The organism is Porphyromonas pogonae, from assembly GCF_036320655.1.
GTDB classification, from domain to species: Bacteria; Bacteroidota; Bacteroidia; order Bacteroidales; family Porphyromonadaceae; genus Porphyromonas; species Porphyromonas pogonae.
The window spans coordinates 966,419-986,690 of the sequence record NZ_CP143258.1; the positions used below are offsets into that span (position 1 = coordinate 966,419).

15 protein-coding genes, 1 pseudogene and 1 CRISPR repeat array (1 of these 17 only partly in view) are annotated in these 20,272 nt (G+C 37.8%); of the genes and pseudogenes, 6 read left to right on the plus strand and 10 right to left on the minus strand.

Features of this window, described 5'->3' with window-relative positions:
* A CRISPR array of direct repeats spans window positions 1-3,026; the repeat unit is 30 nt; unit sequence ATTTCAATTCCAGTATGGTACGATTAAAAG (it extends 711 nt beyond the left edge of the window).
* Window positions 3,027-3,234: 208 nt separating this feature from the next.
* The 9 genes from cas2 to VYJ22_RS03695 form a co-directional block, all read right to left on the minus strand.
* Window positions 3,235-3,498, minus strand: a complete 264-nt coding sequence (gene cas2, locus VYJ22_RS03655; RefSeq protein WP_329905109.1) for a CRISPR-associated endonuclease Cas2 — start codon at window positions 3,496-3,498, stop codon at window positions 3,235-3,237.
* A gap of 1 nt (window position 3,499) precedes the next feature.
* The gene (gene cas1b / locus VYJ22_RS03660) at window positions 3,500-4,504 is read right to left on the minus strand and encodes a type I-B CRISPR-associated endonuclease Cas1b (RefSeq protein ID WP_329905110.1); all 1,005 of its coding nucleotides are present in this window, start codon (window positions 4,502-4,504) and stop codon (window positions 3,500-3,502) included.
* Complete coding sequence (cas4, locus tag VYJ22_RS03665; protein WP_329905111.1) at window positions 4,501-5,031, minus strand: CRISPR-associated protein Cas4; 531 nt, start codon at window positions 5,029-5,031, stop codon at window positions 4,501-4,503. Before cas4 ends, cas1b begins: the two co-directional genes overlap by 4 nt.
* A gap of 50 nt (window positions 5,032-5,081) precedes the next feature.
* On the minus strand, window positions 5,082-6,155 hold the full coding sequence (locus tag VYJ22_RS03670; protein WP_329905112.1) for a CRISPR-associated protein Cas7: 1,074 nt from the start codon (window positions 6,153-6,155) through the stop codon (window positions 5,082-5,084).
* A 6-nt stretch (window positions 6,156-6,161) separates the two neighbouring features.
* Complete coding sequence (locus VYJ22_RS03675) at window positions 6,162-7,481, minus strand: hypothetical protein (protein ID WP_329905113.1); 1,320 nt, start codon at window positions 7,479-7,481, stop codon at window positions 6,162-6,164.
* Window positions 7,482-7,483: 2 nt separating this feature from the next.
* Complete coding sequence (gene cas3 / locus VYJ22_RS03680; protein WP_329905115.1) at window positions 7,484-9,658, minus strand: CRISPR-associated helicase Cas3'; 2,175 nt, start codon at window positions 9,656-9,658, stop codon at window positions 7,484-7,486.
* The gene (locus VYJ22_RS03685; protein ID WP_329905118.1) at window positions 9,642-10,235 is read right to left on the minus strand and encodes a hypothetical protein; all 594 of its coding nucleotides are present in this window, start codon (window positions 10,233-10,235) and stop codon (window positions 9,642-9,644) included. Before VYJ22_RS03685 ends, cas3 begins: the two co-directional genes overlap by 17 nt.
* 6 nt (window positions 10,236-10,241) lie before the next feature.
* Complete coding sequence (gene cas6, locus VYJ22_RS03690) at window positions 10,242-10,901, minus strand: CRISPR-associated endoribonuclease Cas6 (protein ID WP_329905119.1); 660 nt, start codon at window positions 10,899-10,901, stop codon at window positions 10,242-10,244.
* A 1,211-nt stretch (window positions 10,902-12,112) separates the two neighbouring features.
* Window positions 12,113-12,265 carry a hypothetical protein gene (locus tag VYJ22_RS03695; RefSeq protein ID WP_329905120.1) on the minus strand — a complete coding sequence of 51 codons (153 nt, stop codon included), beginning with the start codon at window positions 12,263-12,265 and terminating at the stop codon, window positions 12,113-12,115.
* A 54-nt stretch (window positions 12,266-12,319) separates the two neighbouring features.
* Here VYJ22_RS03695 and VYJ22_RS03700 point away from each other — a divergent pair, with 54 nt between their 5' ends.
* The 5 genes from VYJ22_RS03700 to VYJ22_RS03720 all read left to right on the plus strand — a co-directional run bounded on the left by VYJ22_RS03700 (window position 12,320) and on the right by VYJ22_RS03720 (window position 18,183).
* Window positions 12,320-12,934, plus strand: a complete 615-nt coding sequence (locus tag VYJ22_RS03700; RefSeq protein ID WP_329905121.1) for a TetR/AcrR family transcriptional regulator — start codon at window positions 12,320-12,322, stop codon at window positions 12,932-12,934.
* Window positions 12,935-12,980: 46 nt separating this feature from the next.
* The gene (locus VYJ22_RS03705) at window positions 12,981-13,235 is read left to right on the plus strand and encodes a hypothetical protein (protein ID WP_329905123.1); all 255 of its coding nucleotides are present in this window, start codon (window positions 12,981-12,983) and stop codon (window positions 13,233-13,235) included.
* Window positions 13,236-13,683: 448 nt separating this feature from the next.
* On the plus strand, window positions 13,684-16,092 hold the full coding sequence (locus VYJ22_RS03710; RefSeq protein ID WP_329905124.1) for an efflux RND transporter permease subunit: 2,409 nt from the start codon (window positions 13,684-13,686) through the stop codon (window positions 16,090-16,092).
* 97 nt (window positions 16,093-16,189) lie between these two features.
* Window positions 16,190-16,924: an outer membrane lipoprotein-sorting protein gene (locus VYJ22_RS03715; protein ID WP_407989450.1), complete on the plus strand. Its 735-nt coding sequence runs from the start codon at window positions 16,190-16,192 to the stop codon at window positions 16,922-16,924.
* On the plus strand, window positions 16,924-18,183 hold the full coding sequence (locus VYJ22_RS03720) for a DUF1302 family protein (RefSeq protein WP_329905126.1): 1,260 nt from the start codon (window positions 16,924-16,926) through the stop codon (window positions 18,181-18,183). Before VYJ22_RS03715 ends, VYJ22_RS03720 begins: the two co-directional genes overlap by 1 nt.
* Window positions 18,184-18,518: 335 nt before the next feature.
* On the opposite strand, the gene VYJ22_RS03725 is transcribed toward VYJ22_RS03720, so the two are convergent.
* Entirely contained in the window at window positions 18,519-18,680 is a 162-nt protein-coding gene (locus VYJ22_RS03725; protein WP_329905127.1) for a hypothetical protein, read from the minus strand.
* A 540-nt stretch (window positions 18,681-19,220) separates the two neighbouring features.
* Here VYJ22_RS03725 and VYJ22_RS11620 point away from each other — a divergent pair.
* Window positions 19,221-19,393, plus strand: a pseudogene (locus VYJ22_RS11620) (IS5/IS1182 family transposase); the annotation flags it as partial.
* Between the last annotated feature and the right edge of the window lie 879 nt (window positions 19,394-20,272).

The window sequence follows — 20,272 nt, forward strand, 5'->3', positions numbered from 1 at the left end:
AAATCGAAGAGATCGAAAAAAATTTCAATTCCAGTATGGTACGATTAAAAGTACGATACGAAGTCTTGTAAGCCGTTACTGTCCATATTTCAATTCCAGTATGGTACGATTAAAAGTAAGGGAGAATAACCAAACGTACAGACTTGGATATAATTTCAATTCCAGTATGGTACGATTAAAAGGCATGTGATGACGACTCTATAAGGCTATCTATATGAATTTCAATTCCAGTATGGTACGATTAAAAGCTCAAGGGCACATCTTTTCTACCAAAGCAAGATATCAATTTCAATTCCAGTATGGTACGATTAAAAGTGTAAATCCGCATGATGCGGTTTTAAAACGGTATCATAATTTCAATTCCAGTATGGTACGATTAAAAGCATTCATGAAGAGGTGGTTTCTGTCAAGGCTGAAAATTTCAATTCCAGTATGGTACGATTAAAAGAGCGTAAAGAATATGCCTTATTATTACATGAACGGTATTTCAATTCCAGTATGGTACGATTAAAAGATCATTTAGCCAACTTCCTTTCCAATTCGGCAATCTATTTCAATTCCAGTATGGTACGATTAAAAGCGGATATTATTGCTCCCCGTCTTGGGTTGTCACCTGATTTCAATTCCAGTATGGTACGATTAAAAGATGTGTTTTCCAGCCAGCACCGCAGTTGAGCGTCGTATTTCAATTCCAGTATGGTACGATTAAAAGCCTTCTTCGATTGCTGATCTAACCGCCTCTGTTTCAGATTTCAATTCCAGTATGGTACGATTAAAAGTCGAACCTGCCGAAACATGTTGGCGCCCGCACACGATTTCAATTCCAGTATGGTACGATTAAAAGTATACCCGTCTCCTCGTAACAATAGTCCGGGAGCCCAATTTCAATTCCAGTATGGTACGATTAAAAGTGTTAAGAACCTATATGTTGATGCAGCACATATATCATTTCAATTCCAGTATGGTACGATTAAAAGTCGGGCATGCCTGTGAAGGTAGCCGAGTGCCACTTGATTTCAATTCCAGTATGGTACGATTAAAAGCCATGCCAATCACTGTCTGATAACCCTTTTTCTATAAATTTCAATTCCAGTATGGTACGATTAAAAGACGCAGTCCAGGCTATGCCGATGCCTGGCCATACAATTTCAATTCCAGTATGGTACGATTAAAAGACATAACCATTCCCAACAATTGATTGTCTTTACACGAATTTCAATTCCAGTATGGTACGATTAAAAGTTATCAAAATATTATCATTAGTTGATTCAAACAACAATTTCAATTCCAGTATGGTACGATTAAAAGTGCTAAGCTTTGGTAATTACTAAGTGCTTCATAAGATTTCAATTCCAGTATGGTACGATTAAAAGAATCAACCTTGTATCAAGTTCCTTTTTGGTGTCTTGATTTCAATTCCAGTATGGTACGATTAAAAGGCGCAATGCTGATGAATTTGAAATCGTCGGTCGCCGATTTCAATTCCAGTATGGTACGATTAAAAGACGATGTCCAAGTTGACAGATTTGATCAGATTCTGTATTTCAATTCCAGTATGGTACGATTAAAAGGCAGGTTTTTTTGTGCCTATACATATTATATATATAGATTTCAATTCCAGTATGGTACGATTAAAAGCAGCCTATCTGTTAGGTCATTACCATTCTGTACGTAATTTCAATTCCAGTATGGTACGATTAAAAGCTTGGATATACGGAAATGTGTAAAGACGGATCTAAAAATTTCAATTCCAGTATGGTACGATTAAAAGTTCTCTTATTGTATATTCTTGTGCGATTGCCTGTGAATTTCAATTCCAGTATGGTACGATTAAAAGTCGGCAATAACGAGATTATATCCAAGATAAATCAGAATTTCAATTCCAGTATGGTACGATTAAAAGCACTCCTTGGCATAGCTTGCGAATTACGTAATATATAATTTCAATTCCAGTATGGTACGATTAAAAGTGCTTGCACATTTCAACAATCTTTCGTCCGGTTTCAATTTCAATTCCAGTATGGTACGATTAAAAGGGTAATACTGACGATATAACTGTATTTGAAAAAGATATTTCAATTCCAGTATGGTACGATTAAAAGCTGACGCACCCAGATATCTTGCTTCTCTTTCTCCCAATTTCAATTCCAGTATGGTACGATTAAAAGAACATCCTGAACTATGACCTTACAGACACTTTCGCCATTTCAATTCCAGTATGGTACGATTAAAAGTCGCATCCGGATCGGTTGCATCATAAGTGTATTCCATTTCAATTCCAGTATGGTACGATTAAAAGGTTGTCACCTGTGGAAGTAAGAGATAAGTATTTTGAATTTCAATTCCAGTATGGTACGATTAAAAGGCTTTCGCTGAAGCATTGTCAGCAATAGCAAGTTCAATTTCAATTCCAGTATGGTACGATTAAAAGCTTTTCCGGCATTTTTAAAAGCTTGCTTTACGGCTTATTTCAATTCCAGTATGGTACGATTAAAAGGCCGAAAATAAGAATCAAAAGCCTTTCTTTGAAAGAATTTCAATTCCAGTATGGTACGATTAAAAGCTACTTTGGCCTCTGTTGCCCGTTGTGCATCCTCTAATTTCAATTCCAGTATGGTACGATTAAAAGTTGATATTGGACAGATAAGAGCAATGTATAGAAAGTAATTTCAATTCCAGTATGGTACGATTAAAAGCAGAGCACCTCTCACATGCAGATATTGTGAAGAAAAATTTCAATTCCAGTATGGTACGATTAAAAGTACTTTGAAACCTATACGGATAAAGCACACTTCATGATTTCAATTCCAGTATGGTACGATTAAAAGTGGCTCGCATGACGGGTTCACTATCAAAAAAGTTGAATTTCAATTCCAGTATGGTACGATTAAAAGCAGGTTCAGAGCTGAACTATCTAAGGTAATGAATGTATTTCAATTCCAGTATGGTACGATTAAAAGTAAGTTCCACAGATAAACCTTTGCGCCCAAGTAGTAATTTCAATTCCAGTATGGTACGATTAAAAGCCGTCAAAAATAAAATTATAACTTTTTTGTTTACAGTATTTTTGACTTTGCTAAGATACAATTTTTTATCACAAAAATCGTCGACCTTTATTTGTAGGATTACTGTAGGGTATTGACGACTTTTTATTTTGTTTATTATCAGTGAATTAAAGTAATTGTTATTAATAATGTCAAAGATCAAGAGTATTTTATAGTATGGACTGACGATTTATAAAAAGTTATCGAGGTCATTCTTCTCTTGTCCTATGACCTGCTTATCAAGCCATTTCTCATCTCTGGAAGTGAAGATAATAATACTGTCGGTATCTTCCTCCATAATATTCTTAGCTTTTGAAATCAATTCTTTTAGTTTTACTTGGCTTATAGCTCCTTCAAATACACTGTTTTGAATCCAGTTGAGGTACTGTCGGCATAGTTTAAGCATTTTGCCTACTCTTTTTTCTCCAATATCATAAACTAATATACAGTACATTTTACCACCAAGCCTTAAAAGGTTTATATTCTTCAATATTCATAATATGTTTCACCAACTTGTAGCATTCCAAACGGATCAGATGTCTGTAACTGATATTCCTTTTCAACGCACGATGCTTTATGGTTTCATTTAGTCGTTCTTCCCAAATGGTTAAAACTTTCTTACATCCTGACGGCTTTAAAATACAACCGTTTAAGTGATTGTCAAAATCATTCTTTTGAATTTGTTTCTTATTTAGTATAGAGAAAATAATCCTATCTACTAAAATGGGCTTGAATATTTCTGACAAGTCCAAAGCAAGTGAATATCTTCTAAATCCGGGTTCGTGTAGATAACTAATGGTTGGATTTAGTTGTGTATGGTATAATTGATCAAGGCAAGTTGTATAACAGATCATATTTAAGAAAGAAATCAGAGCATTTACTTCGTTATTGGGAGGTTGTTTTGTTCGATTATTCATAACAAAATCATTAATGATTTTGTCAAAACCACTATAATACGTCATACGTATATTACCCTCTATACCCATTAATTGATCTACTTCACTGGTCAGAAATATTTCCCCAATATAATTTTCAATCGATTCAATTTGTTCTGTCAGCTCTCTGTCTCTTGCTGCATAATACTTTAGGTTACGAAGCATATTGCAAGCTCCTCCTGAAACAAATTTCTGGGCTATAGCTATTCTTTTTCTTGAGGAATTATAATGCCTTACTTGCTCTACGATTACCTTGCCGCTAAGAAGATACTCTTTAGGCATAAAACTGCCAGTGTAGTGCTCGTAATAATCGAAGAAATGTACAGGGATTTGATTCTTGCCTAAAAAATTGTACATAGCAGAGTTAGCATCTAATGCTCCAAAGCAAAATAGGTTTTTCACCCCTTCTATAGGCAAGTATTTAGGACATCCTTCTACTCCATCTTCATTTATAGGAGTAAACTTCAGAGTATTGTCTTTGCGTGAAAGTCTGCCCGGGTTAAATAGATAATAACTCTTTTTCATATTTCATTGATATAGCAAAATTCATAATAACTGCAACTTTTACAAATTTTCCCATTGATTGTTGTTGGGCAATCGGCTCTGCTTATTGTTTCATTGATTTTGGGAATTATCTCTATTAGTATATTCTTTTCATCATCAGATAGGTTCACCTCCGTTGTAATACGTAGGAGTGGATATTCTATTTTTCCCGAAACATCTTCTATTCCATTGAGCTCGAATAGCCAAATATAGAACTTGACTTGCCATTCGTGAGCCACTTCAACTTTGTTCCCTCTTTTCGTTTCGTGGATTACATGTTCTTTGGTATCATAGAAATCGACTTTACCATTGAGTTGGAGGCCTTCCCATTGAGTAGAAAGTTCTACTTCTTGATATTTTTGAGCACGTTGAGGATAGCTATTTTCATGCAAAAGTTTACCGTCATATACTACATCTGAGGTATGTTCCATATTGATGCCATTGACAGAAAGCCAGAGCTTTCGTGGACAAACAATATAATAGTTGATATGCGTAGCAGTGAGAATCATATAAATAAAAAAGGGTAAGACTATTTGACAGTCTTACCCTTATTCTAAAGTTAATCAATGACTTGATTTTCGTAATCAAAGTTCATCATTCTATCAACAAGTTCTTTTTCTGCTTTTTCTAATGCATCAGCATTTCCAACAGCCCCTTGAATATATGCATTTGCAATAGGGCTTATAAATATATTTGCTTTTGCTGTTTCATCAATCCTTGGGGTTGCTGTCGGCCTTTCCGTATCATCCCTTAATTCACCTCTAATAGCATAGGCTATTTGGTTAGCGTTGTCACTAATCGCTATTGCAATTGTTTCCATTAGACTAAATGTACGTGCCTGATTTGATGTGATACGCCAATTGATTAAGGCTTTTGCCAAAGCAGGGATAATTTCATCTCTTTTTTGTTTTGGACAAATTAAGCATCTGCCAAATATATTTTTACCTTCAATCCAGCCTTCTTCTCTTAGTTTTTCTTCAATTTCTGGAAATAGCTCGGGCTCAAGTTTATTGGTAGATACACAAAATAAGGTTCTTAAATCAATTGCAATATCATAAACAAATAACCCGCTTGCACGTGTTTGGTCCTGTATGAATGCTCTATTGGGGAGATTTCGGTTGTTTGATGTAAGCCATTCATTCAATTCTTCATCCGTTAGTTTAGCCCCTCTTTTCTTATTTTCAACCCAATATACATTTACATGATGATGTTCTGGATGTGATGTTCGATCAAAGGAAAGATTTTCCATTGGAGACTCAATTCCACCTAAGAGAGGGTGCAAAGGTCTCATTGCTGATATTGACAAAGGGCTTCTTCTTTTTACTGTTCCTGCCCCCGATTCTGCTTTCATATACCCTCCAAGTAATTGATCTGTGAAGGTAGGGTCACAGGGTGAATGAGGTTCTTTTTGACTTGCTTTGTTATCTTTTTTGTCAATTTCCCAGTTAAAAGTCATTGCTGCAAATGGTTGGTTTAGAGCTTCTATTATTGAGCGTTTAACTTGTTGACCACTTGAGTATGCCATACGATAACCAAACTGAGGATCATAATAATATTTTTGACCGTCATTAACAGCAAAGACTGTGTGTTCTGCGCGGCGCAAGCCTCTCAGATAGATAAAAGGAGTATTCATAATATTCTATTTAATTTTTTGATAATTGTATTCAAAACGTATGAGTGTTATAAAAAGCGGAAAATTGTCTGAAGGCATGTGTAAAACCTCATTAACAACATTCTTGAAGAGAGTCTTTTCGGCTTCTGATTTAACCAAAAGTTCTGAGATATTTTCAATGAATTTTACAATTGATTTAGAATCTCTGATATTCGAAGTAATTGTTGCATGTACTTTCTTTCCACGCTCTTCTTCTCCCTCAAATTTTAGCATTGCACCGGCTATTTTCTCTGCCAATTGCAAAAGGTCTGTTTTGTTCAGCATAGCTGTAATCCATATTTTATAGAGTTGATAATATTGATATGATTCTTCCGAATTGAATTTAAAATCTTTGCCTTGGGCATACATTACGGAGCCTTTGGGCATGAACTCTCGTAATTTAGCAGGCTCCATAGCTTTAAGCCCTATTGTACCCAGTTGACAAGCCGATTTGAAATTATAGAAAGTCCCCAATTGCATTATTTCTTGATCAGACAAAATTGTTTCTGTTTTGTCCAAGAATATTTTGTCTCGGAGCTCATACATTTCAGTTATCTCGTGCAGATAAATTTTGATGAACCCTAATGTTGTATTTGTTTGAGAAAGATTGTAGGCGTAAGCTATGATATCTTGCTTGTGAAACAGTTTTTTAGATAGATAAAAAATAATTTCTGACCACTGTTTAGTTGGAATCGCAATATTACCTTGCACTTCTACTGTCTCTATTTCTGGTCCATGATGTGGATAAGAGGCGTTATAACCGTCTTTTAGGCTATGGCACAACCACAGACTGTTCCAAGTTTCTATTTGCTTATCCTTTACTCCTATAGCTTGGTTGATGAAATTGCGATAGTATTCCCATCCTTTATACAGCAACCATAAAATTTCATCATCATCTATAAGTATTACATAACCTCCACTTAGCCCTATCCCAAGGGCTTGTCCAATCCATGATGCATACATTTCTTCTTTGTCAATCTTAGCATCAATATTTGAGAGTTGTCCTGATGTTGTTCCTTCTAAATCTTTAGCAGCATAACCTACAAAAATAGACATATTGGGCAGGTCTTGTTCTATCAGACGTTGCAGGTTTTTCAGCTGAGCATTTGACTTTCCTCCACATTTTTCTACATCTTCAGCTTTAGGCTTTTGAAAAAAAGGAGAGTTGCCGACATGCATCAAATGTGAATTATCTTCGAAAAAAAGGGGGAAAAACTGCTCACAGAAAAAATCTTCTGCGGAAAAATCTTTTCTTTCTTTTAAATTATACAGTTTTAAAAACTTTTTACCTATATAGCTTGTGTACATGGTTATAATATGTTTTCATGTTCTACTAATTCTAAACCATATTTCTCATGATCGTCCTTTGATTGGGGTACTACGAATGGATGGCTTCCTACTTCCAATTGTTCATATTCATTCATATATCTTCTGATTGTTTTCCATTTGATGGGTATTTCCATTTCTATGCGTTTTTCCCAATTGCTCAATAAATAGTTATCTCTGTCGCATTCCAATATGCACGTGGCACCTTCTATTTCCAAGGCTTCAATCAATACAGATTTTTTGCAATGTGTCAGCTCTTTTAGTACAATTTGATTATCAATGAATTTAAGATGCATATCAATCTCTTTAAATTCTATAGTGTCATAAACTCGATCAATTTTTGATTGCAATGCGCTTTCACTCAAGATATCTCCATTGTCCGGCATCTCGTCAAAACTTTTTCTAAGTATGTCCATATTATAAGGCAGCATATTTCCTTTGGGCTCAATAATATGAATAGGTTTTAGTCTTCCTATGTTTTCCTTTGATCTGTAGCGATTGATTCTTCCGAATCGTTGAATTAATGAATCAAATGGCGCACATTCGGTAATCATCCTATCGAAACTGATGTCAAGGCTTACTTCCACCACCTGGGTGGATACCACAATGCAAGGACGATGCCCGGGATTATCTTTTGTGCCATTGAATAGCTCAATTAATTCTTTTTCTTTTTGAACCCTTAATTCTCTTTTGTAACGGCTGTGTATAAGTATTTTAGGCGTGTCAGGATAGTGCTTTTCAATGTCTTTGAATGCCTGTTGAGCGGCTTTTACGGTATTGAAAATAATAAGTAGTTTTTCATTTTCATTTTGAGCAACATCAATAATCTTAGAATAATCAAAATCATTGGGATGTTTATAGATAATATGTCTATTGAATTTATCCAACCTATTTTGGGATAAGGTTACCTCATATACATTTTCTTTACCTCCCAATATCTCCAATAGACTGTCATATAATACAGAGGGCATTGTTGCTGTACCAATATGAATTCGACAACCTAAATATTTCAATGCCTTAATAATTTCCAATACCATTGCCTGCGAAAAATCAGAATAGGTATGAATTTCATCAAGAATTACATCACAATCTTTGAGATCAAGCATAATTGATTCAAAGCCTTTTACTCCAAATACAATTGCGGCTAATTGATGAGGGGTCAGTATCTTTACAGAAGAGCCTATAAGCGATTGAAGTACTTGTTCGTCAATATGCTTATTGTTTCCGTTGCCTTTTACTACTAATTTAGAAATAGAATGTAATAAGCGAATATCCTTGTTGGGAATAACTCCTTTCAATCTGTGCCACATTGCATTGATAGATGCTTGAAATGGTAAGGTGTAGAAAATTCTTCCTCGGCATCGCTTCATTAAGAAATCTGTTTTACCGGCGCCTGTCGGTGCTACTACAATTGTGTGAATTTTGGGACTATTACTTTCAATAAGAGATAAGGGATATAAGTCTGATTTTCTATCTTCGTTGAAGAAGAACGATAAATCAGGTTTTTCAAATAGGTGAGTTAGTTGCTCTTCTGTTTTTTCATTAAATGCTGATGCAAAGTGGTCTGCTGCCATCAATAATCCTCTCCAAGGCGACCAACCAAACTTTTTTTGAGAGCAATAGGATTTTACGTAGTTTAGAGCTTTGGTGGCTTCTTCTTTCGAAATGAAAGGGCAGGTAAAACCGAAGTTCTCAATTAATTCTTTTCCACAATACCACCATTCATCCCATTCGAGTAAATGATAGTGTATCCAATCCCGTTCATTAGTTGCAATATCCAATATCCCTTTTTCCCTCGAATCGTTTTGAACGGATTTGTGGTGCCCTATCACCATATCTATAAGGATATCCCATTCTTCTTTAGGGAAAGCCGGAAGGAAAGCCAGAGATGATATTTCGTGGCGATGATTGTATTTACTTAACTCCCGAAGTTTATAAAGAGAATCTGCGTTGAACCCATTTATTTTATGTCTGAAATAAGGGTGTGCCTTTCCCAGGTCATGTAAAATTGCACCTTTGATGGCCAACTCTTCATTGAATTCAAAATCAGTTTCTTTAGCAAACAGTTTTATTGCTTTTACAACATATTGTGTATGTTTCAATAATGTTGTACCACCGTAATGAATGCTTTTAGCGTATATGTCAGCTAATTTTATCATATGAGCGGATTGGATTTCCAACAATCTTTAGTTCTCCAAACATTTCGCATGCATTATGAAAACGATTATGCCCCACCTTGAAATCTCTTTCACTTGGATAATCCCAAGTGAGTTCAAAACCTTGGATCAGCTCAAATTCATCCTGTTCCATCTCTTGCAAATATTCAGGGTATAGTAAGTCTTCATTCCTGCAAAGACAAATAGTTTGTTTTAATGCCTTTTCAGCATTTTCTAAAGTGTTAAAAGCAAGGTAAAGATTTGGATCTATCATAATACCTCGTTTAATGATTCCAAGGTTTGTTTTATACTCTCCTTTTTCTTTTGTAAATGAAAATCCTCCTTTTGCCCAAGTTCGCTCTTGTTGAATGTCAATGCCGCAATAGTTCAGTCTGTATCTTTTGATGTTTTTTATCCCACTCTCTTGGAGCAATTCGGGGAACAATTTCTTCTCTATTCCCTCTATAATGGATGGTGTGAGAAATTGCTGCGAAAAGGTTTCACTATCTCTTACCGCTGTCCATGGTTTGATAAAACCCAATGGTCCAGAATATTTTACTACAAATAATTTATTTTTCATAATGATTTATTTCAAGGCTCCAAATCCAATACCTGTACAATTCCCCAAACCTACGTGCCATGCAAAAGAGATTATTTCAGGCGAACCCTCAATGATTACTGGACAAACGTTTGCTCTATTTTTAATGCCTTTATAAGAGATTACTTTGGTTTTGGGGGAATGATAGCTTTTATCGAAATAAACTTTAAGACTATCTGTGTTGAGACCTACTATTTGGGCTTTGGTCTTTAACGTTTCTGTCAAAAGCTCATCCGATCTTTCATCGTAAAACGTATAATGTGTTTCTTTGTGGCCTTCGTATCTTTTGATTAAGACCGGACTCGCCAATAAAAAACGTTCTTTTTCTGCAAAACAAGGTGGTTGTTCTATATAAATATTACAAACCTTTGCTCCAAAAAACATTTCAGGATCATCTACTATATTTTTTACAACTATTTTAGTCAAATCAACATCATGAAAACTCAAGATGAAATAGCTGTTGTCTGTTAATTGGATTCCTTTTTTAACAACATCAACATTCTGAAGACATGAAAAGGAATAAAGACTTACCTCTCCGTGCTGTAAATTGTCCTTTCCCAACCATTTGTGTACACAACCGGTAAGTAGAGGTTGATAATTGAAATCAATTATTTGACTCGTTTTTGAAATTTTAATATGTAAGCGCATTATGTTTTACTTTCTTGTTAAAATAAGGTTATTCTAATTAATGGATAATCATTCGGAAGTGTTGTGTTAAATGGTTGATATTTGCACTTTATTTTGGGTGGCAAATATTCCATTTTTATAATATTTAGCCTCCTTCGTGCAGCCAAGTTGCGAACTTTGAGTCTTGTTGGTGCAAGGTGTTATAAATCCAAGCCGAAATAAGATACTGATAATTTATCGGTAGCTTTTGGTTGGGTAGATGTTCTATTTTTAGCTTTATTCTCATGGCGTATTTATTAACAACCTCAAATCTAAATGTTTATTTTTATTTATCCAAAAGAAATATAGACTTTTTTATGGAGCTTGTAAATTTTTGATGTAAGGTCTAAGTATTTGTTCCCTTTTTAGTTATTAATCCGTAAATATTTGATAGGAGATCTGTATGCAGCAGGTTGCTTTTATCATAGAAACTCTTGGGTAAGTAAGTGGAATAGAAGCCTGAGTTTTCAACTATTTCTTGACAATAAATGATCAGTTAATTACTATTCGATCCTTGTTGCAAGATAATTTTAAATGGAAAAATGATTTTGTATCTATTTTTCAGGTTGTTTTTAAATTTGCGTTTGTGGTGTCATAATCATTGTGTAATCATGATTATTGTGTATTTATGATACTTTTAATCTTGCATGAAATGGCTTTGTCGTGTATGCTTAGGATTGATTTTTTGCTTTCTGATTCGAACTTGTTATTTTCTTAGTTAGGTTTTAGTTTTTTCTTAGTTAGGTAGTGGGAATTTCTTAGTTAGAAAATTATCATCATGTAGTTAGAAAAATAATAGAATGTAACTAAGAAAATATCGCTTGGAAGCTATGGAACAGAAAAAATCCGTGAATAGCCAAAACAAGCCTATTCACGGATATTGATGAGTATATTGATGTTTATTTACATTCTAACAAATTGATATTTTATTGCAATCATCTTATTTTGACAAAATGTAACTTGATTGCACCATCTGTTTGTGACGATAGCTCCGCCGGGCAAGTTGCCATTATTGACTTGTGGTGTTGTTGGATTACTCACAGTTGTAGCGATATTATTCATGACCCAATAGATGTAATTTGTTTTGATTTGCGTATTTCACTTACAACAAATATACAACATCGGGCCCCCCTTTGTCAAGAGATTGGGCAATTTTGATCATATTTTTTACTGAAATAATTTATCTCTTTTTATTACAGCCTTGATTTGGCTATATTTTCAATCTTTTTGATGAGTATATGGAGAGGATACGTCATGAAAAATCTATTGTATACCACCTTGATCTGTATATCATAATAAATGATGACTTTGATGGTATTAAAATCATCATTTCTTGCTATTGCCATTTTTTTTGTCAAATAGTTCCTTTGTAATAAAATAAGAACACCGTTCATATAATCATGCAAAAGATCAAAGACGATACTCGGCAAATACTTCTCCAAACCGCAAAAGAGGCTTTTTTAGAGAAAGGCTTCAAGGCTGTTTCCATGCGCGAAATATCTTACAAGTCGGGTGTGGGACTTAGTAATATTTACAACTATTTCGAGAGTAAAGATGAGATGCTGGCATTGGTGTTACAGCCTTTCCTTACGGCATTCAATGATATGATGACTCGTCATAACGATGAGAATAGTATTACCTTGGATGTCTTTACTTCGCAAGATTTCCAGCGACGTACTATTGAGGATTTTGTGCAACTCATAGCTCGCTATCGTAAAGAGCTCAGGCTTCTCTTGTGTGCGTCGCATGGGTCGTGCTTCGAGAATTTCAGGGAAACTCTCATAGAGGAAAATACTCGGATCGGATTGGAATATATAGCACTGATGGGAGAGAAATATCCTCATGTGCATAGCTCTATTTCTCCCTTTTTCATCCACATTACCTGTACTTGGTGGGTGAGCCTTTTGGAAGAAATAGCGGTACACGAAAAATTGTCTCATGAAGAGATCGAAAACTTCATCGCAGACTATGTGTGCTATGGTACTGCCGGCTGGCGTGCTCTGATGAAAGCTTGAGCTAAACACGGAGCAGGAGGAATGGGCGGAAAAAGAATATATAAATATGATAAAGAGATCGACGGCAAAAGACCACTGGCATGCCGACTTTTCCATCTGTATGGACTGTCATGCGTGCGGAGGCGATTGCGCTTTGCTCAACAATCATGTGGTTTTTGTGATAGATAATATCAGCAAGGAGATAAAGGATCTTACTTATGATAGGGGATTGGGAGTATGCGGAGACAAATGCACCAAACCATGTATGAGTAACCTACATCTGACAGAAGCTCTGGCAGGCATTGTAAGTAAAGATAAATAGCTTGAGAAAATGACTGCTTCCTTGTGCCACATAGTCAATTGAGCGTAGACTATATAGAGTGAGAGCAGGATACGCAGGTATGTACGCGCAATACTGCTCGTAACGAATAAAAATGAAATATGAGCATTAGATAATATACCCCCAAGAGATGAACAAACAGAGTATTAATATTGAAATAATATGGAGTAAATGGACAAGGTAGGTCATATTTACTTAGCTCACAAAGCGCATCGGTCATTTAAAGATCGATGCGCTTTTTTTCTGAACGAAATTCTACGTCGTTCATCTATCTGCAACTCTGTGTGCAGATTACGAGATGGGAGATGCTTTTTTGCTCCTAGGTCTGCATCATTTTGCATGGAATTGAATACTCCAGTTTTGGGGAAGCGTACAGACATGTTAGGGGTATGCAACAATATTCACAATATCTCTTAATCAAAATAAAAACATGAAAATCGAAAGAATTAATCAGTGGTTTGCCCGTCAGGGCGAGTGGATTGTCAAAAAGCGATGGCTTGTACTGGGCATATTCATTGCTCTCTTTGCTTTTGGCACTTATGGCCTACAGTTTATGAATGTGAGTGCTTCTTGGGATGATTATTTCCTTGAAGATGATCCGGTTCTCGTCAAGACAGATGAGTTCAAAGCCATCTTTGGAAATGATAGCTATGCCGCAGTGCTTACACGATGCGACAATACTTTTACGAAAAAGAATCTGGAGTTGATACGTGAACTTTCCAATGAGATGCTTGATAGCATGTCATATGCAGATAAGATCACTTCTATTACTGATATTGAGTTTATGGTTGGTAATGAAGATGGGATGAATATTGAGCAGATTGTACCGGAAGTGATACCCGATGACAGTGCCGGACTCTCTGAAATTCGCCACAATGCCTACCTGAAGCCCAATATTGCCAGCCGATTGGTGTCTAAGGACGGTAAGTTGTCTTGGATTTTGCTCAAGCTTCGGCCCTTTCCTGACGATTCTGTCTGGAACAAGGGTAAGAAATCAGTCTCTCCCGAGTTACTTACAGGGCATCAGTTGGAGCATATAATCAGTAAGCCCAAGTATGCCTCGCTCAAACTTCTCGGTACGGGTATGCCTTTTGTTACTTCGAGCAAAATGGACTGGATAGGTAAGGAGATGCCCCGTGTCATGGGGCTTGCTGCTCTTTTTGCCATCCTTGTTCTTATTATTGCTACCCGTTCGGCTCGGGGGGTTATTGTTCCCGTGGTTACTGCTATTGCTTCTATTGTCATATCTTATGGTATTATGGGATATCTGAGGTTCAAAATAGATAGTGGCATGATGATGATACCCATGCTTCTGGCCTTTGCTGTGGCTATTGCTTATAACATTCATGTGTATTCCTATTTCAAAAGGCAATTTATGATCCATGGCAAACGTAAGCAAGCTGTCATAGAGACTGTGGGAGAGATGGGATGGCCCGTACTCTTCAGCGCTCTTACTACTTTTGCTGCTTTGCTCTCTTTTTTGGCAGTACCCGTGGTGCCTATGCACTTCATAGGCATAGCTACTTCGTCTTGTGTCATGCTCACATTCCTTATAGCTATAACGGTGATGCCGGCCTGCTTGAGCATTGGCAAAGATGGTGTGCCGCATGCCAAGGTGCAGGAAACGGGTGAGCGATGGCTCGATAGGAAGCTGGTCAACTTCGGCGCTTGTGTTTTGCGCCGTAGTACTTTGGTTATGTGGGTATCAGGCATTATAACATTGATATTACTTTATCAGTTTACCAAAATCGAGACAGCTTTTGATGTGGAGCGCACCATGGGGCGCCGCATAGGCTATGTGGATAGATTGCTGCAAGTGAGCGAGAGTGAACTCGGATCCATGTATGCATACGATGTAATGATAGAATTTCCTCATAACGGAGAAGCTAAGTTGCCTCGCAATCTCATAGCTTTGGATTCGCTTACAGGGCATGTAAGTCGCTACAGCCTTACCAAACGCACTACATCAGTACTCAACATACTCAAGGATCTCAACCAAACGCTACATGCGGGACAAGAAAGCTATTATAATGTACCGCAAAAGCCTGACGAGGTGGCTCAGTTGCTCTTGCTGTATGAGAATGCGGGTGGAAGCGAGGCAGAATACTGGGTAGATTATGACTATCGCAGACTTCGCCTTATGGTCGAGCTTAATGGATATAACTCCGGTGAGGCAGAGCGTGAATTGGCTGATGTCACTGCAGTTGCCCGCAAGCTATTTCCCGGAGCGGGAGTCACTACAGTGGGCAATTTGCCACAGTTTACAGCCATGATGCAGTACGTAGTGCGTGGACAGATCGTATCTTTCGCCATAGCGCTGGGGATAATCGGTATTCTGCTTATGATTGTCTTCGGTAGTGTGCGCATAGGATTGATCGGTCTTATTCCTAACGTAATGCCGGCCATTGTAGTGGGAGGTTTGATGGGATGGATGGATTATCCATTGGATATGATGACTGCTACCATAATGCCCATGATCTTGGGATTGGCTGTGGACGATACTATCCATTTTATCAATCACGGGCATCTTGAATTTGATCGCAAGCGCAATTATAAGGATGCTATCCTAAAGTCATTCCGCATTGTGGGTACACCATTGGTTCTTACCAGTTTGGTTATTGCGGCCAACTTTGCTGTCTATACCACTTCGGAAAGTCTCTCTTTCGTTCACACAGGTATCTTGTCTGTAGCGGGTATGCTCTCGGCATTGCTGGCGGATCTGTGTATCACTCCCGTACTATTCCGCAAGTTCAATATTTTCGGTAAAGAGTCCGGTTCCGATCATTCGGGTGAGATCGGTGCGGATAATATCGCCATAGGTGATACACAACCGTCATAATCTTCGTCAATTAATCATTTATAAATATTCACAATAAATTATCAATAAAATGAAATCAAAATTTGTAATTATTTCCCTCTGCCTTTTGGGGGCAAGTATGGGACTAAGTGCACAGAAATTATCAGGGCGTGACGTCGCTCAGAAAGTAAAAGACCGTCCGGACGGGGATAGCCGTGAATCTGAGCTGGTAATGAAACTTGTCAATAAACGCGGTAGTGTGCGTGAACGCAAGCTTATATCCTATTCCATAGATGTGGGTAAGGACAAGAAATCCATTATGTTTTTTCTCTATCCCGGTGATGTCAAAGGCACAGGATTCCTTACCTGGGACTATGATAAGGTGGGCAAAGACGATGATAAGTGGCTCTATTTGCCGGCTATGAAAAAGACTCGCCGTATCAGCGGAAGCTCTGCCAAGACGGAGTACTTCATGGGTAGTGATTTTACTTATGACGATATGGGTAGTCGTAATGTGGATGAGGACACACATAACCTCTTGGGAGAAGAAGCGGTGCAAGGGTATAAATGCTGGAAACTGGAATCTACACCCAAAAACAACAGAGAGATATATTCAAAAAAAATCGCATGGATACGTCAGGATTGTCTTATACCTATCAAAGTGGAGTATTATGACAGGATGGGTAAGCTGCATCGCAAACTCGAGTTGTCCAATATCAACAAAATAGACGGTTTCTGGTTGGCTCAGAAGATGCAGATGTCCAACGTGCAGACAGGTCATCAGACTGTAATGGAGATTAATAATCCTAAGTTCAATCGGAAGTTGGATGAGGCTAAGTTCAGTGTAAATACACTGGAGAAAGGGAGCTTGTAATGTACTCGAAGTCTACAATAAGAAGTTACAGACTGTTTATTGTGATAGCTTTGGGCAGTCTGCCTCTTTGGCTCAGTGCCCAAAGCGATTCGTCTGCTTTCAGGATCAAAGGATTTGTAGATACATATCATGCCGTACGTTCGCAATCGCCTCACAATTTTATGAGTTCTCGTACTCGTGTCAGGGGTGAGGTGGCTGGAGATATGGGTAATTCTACGCTTTTCGTATCTTTCAACGCAACATATAATTCACTACTCAAGGAGCGTACCGGGTTTGACTTGCGTGAAGCTTACTTGGATTATCGCGACAGTAATTGGGGGGCAAGGCTGGGACGTCAATTGGTTATATGGGGAGCTGCCGACGGAGTGCGTATTACGGACTTGGTATCACCCATGGATATGACGGAGTTCCTTGCTCAAGACTATGATGATATCAGATTGCCGGTAAATGCTCTGCGCCTGTTTTTTTTCAATGATAAGGTGAAGCTGGAGCTGGTAGGTGTACCCGTATTCCAAGGGTTTATACTTCCTACCGATAGCGCAAACCCATGGAATATTCTACCCAAAGATACCCCTCTGCCGGTAAAGTGGAATGATAATCACAGCCGACCTGCGATGAAAATATCCAATATGGAGTATGGCGGTAGGTTGTCCTTCAATTTGCCGGGTATTGACTTTGCTTTTGCCGCTTTACATACCTGGAATAAGATGCCGGTAATGCAGCCCGAAGTGACACCCCGGGAGGTCAAGATAAATCCCCGATACTATCGTATGGGGTTTGTGGGGGGGGATTTTTCCAAACCTCTTGGGGAGTTTGTGATTCGTGGAGAAGTTGCATTCAATATAGGCAAACATTTTTCATACAAACCTGAAGCCATGAGTATGGCTCAAAAAGGATTCAACACCGTCAACTGGCTTGTGGGTATGGACTGGTATGCTCCTGCCGAATGGATGCTGATGGCACAACTTTCGTCGGAAAGCATATTCGGCTACGAACCTTATGTAGCACAGTCCCATCACAGCACACTCTTTACACTCAATGTGTCCAAGAAGTTACTCAACAGTACATTACAGTTGTCCGATTTTACTTATATCGATCTCAATTATGGCGGGTGGTTCAGCCGTTTTGCTGCGGATTATGCATTGAGCGATCCTATACATGTCTCATTGGGATATGATTGGTTTGGCGGAAATAAAGGGATGTTTGGTATGTACAGCAAGAACTCCGAGGCTTGGATAAAAGCTAAATATAGTTTTTGATATAAATCTCGTTTTGGAGCAATGAATCCTCTGGTGAGTGTCAGTGGGGTAGTATCCCGTAACTCCCTTTCGGTTCGGTGATGTTTTTTTTATGATGGGAAGATGTTTTATCATCATCTTCCCAAAGATAGGCTGTCGGGTACAAAGGATAGAGCCAAAATGGGAGATATTCCCGACAAGAGACCGTTGAAAAAGTCGGATCTAGAGACAGAGACAGAAGACGAGCAGTTTTCCTCGCGATTTTAGAGAACAGACGAAGGAATTTTGATTCTAACTTTCTTGATTTAGCTCATTTTTGAGCTACTTGAGGGGGGCCCCTTCAATCGGAGGCTAGCTTACGCTTTGTTGCATAAGTAGCTTGGGCGCAAGTTGGAGATGGGACGCCAATCTACAATGGTGTCAATCTGATACAAAAAGTTGTTTTTGGTGGCTTGCAGACGACGTTCTACTGCTAGTTCTGCAAAAGATGGGGCCTTGGTGTTCTTTTCCTTACTCATAGAGACTGTTTTGATTGCTGTTTTATATATTAAATATAATGATATTCAGCGATATAGGCAAGATTAAAAGGACAATTCTCGTGCAACAGTCTCCAAAGAGGTAGGTAAGATGTTCCCTGTACCAGCTACGGATAAGGTATTGAGAGTTATTCTCAAATAAAATATTATATTTGGAATTGTATTGATCCAGAGTATCGGTCATTTTGTGATCATACTCTGGATTATCCATTATAATATTTAGAGACTGTTTTGATTCCTGTTTTATATCTCAAATATAATGATATTCAGAGATATAGACAAGGTTAAAAGGAATGTTCTCGTGCAACAGTCTCTATTGGTAAGCTTCTTAAGCTTCTCAGAGAGCTGGATATTCCCTTTCGTCTGCTCTGCAGATTTCTACTCAAGGTGATCTGTCAAAACGGGCGTTTCCATAACCATCTGAAGAATCGGAAAAGCGTGATCAAAGAAGATATGTGTTTGCGCACGATCGCCGGTTGTCTTGTTCAAGAGCTGAAACGTAATTTAGGGGAAAATCTACGTTATGAGTATCTCATTGCTCTCTTTGAACGGAGCCTCTCACAACGACGCAATTTTTCGCATAAGATTTACTTCATTCATGAGCCCGACGTCCAGTGTTTGAGGGAAGGTTAAGAGCATAAAAAATCGAATATGGCAACAAAGTCTCCATGATAAGCTCGAGAATAAGTGTAATTTTAGGAGACTGTTGCAAAAGTCAACAGTCTCATGGATTTTGGAGGCAAAGCCGACAAAAAACACTTTGATCGGGCAGAGAAGGTAAAGTGCAAGGCGCTAAGAGTGAGTGCACAGGGAGTTTACTTCAGGTAAATGACCAGGCGCGAATCTCGCAAGCAACGAAGCAATTTGCCTGCTATGCAACGGTCTCTTTAGGGGCCAGTCCTTCCCGGAATCCTTATGATGGTCATGCAATTCAGCCGAGTTTTGAGAAAGTAAGTCGGCTCACGAGGAAGAGCATTAGGCTATTGGTCGGAAATAGAGGCTAACGCGAGAAGAAAGCAGAGGTAAACGGCACAACAGTATTGATCCCGGATACACCGAAAGCCAAAGACAACTACTGTGAACACCGCAAGAAACACAAACTCTTCTGCAAGTGCGCCGACATACAACCCATCATCAGACATTTGAAAAGTGACCATTGTTAAGGAAGAAACTTCTAGAAAGGAATCGTTGGTGATGCTATCAACATGATGTTAGCTACTACTGCATATAACTTCAAAAGACCTATGAGCATTCTTTTGTGCTTGATCTAATCCCTACTAATCCAAACTAAAAAAGCGATACAAAGGCTCAAACAACACTAATTAATACACTCAACATCCCAATGAAAATTTATTCCAGTTGATGTAAATCCTTTTTAAGCGACGACTAACTAACCTTAAATTTATAATCATTGAGGGAATGCTGTAAAAACATGAAAGTAAACTTTAAAAATTAAATAAATAGTGCTATTTGGATAGATTTGTTCATTATGATGCTTTTATTTTAAAATAATTGGATATATTTGACGTTGTTATGTTTTTAAGTTTACTAATTGATAGGAATAATCATTTTAA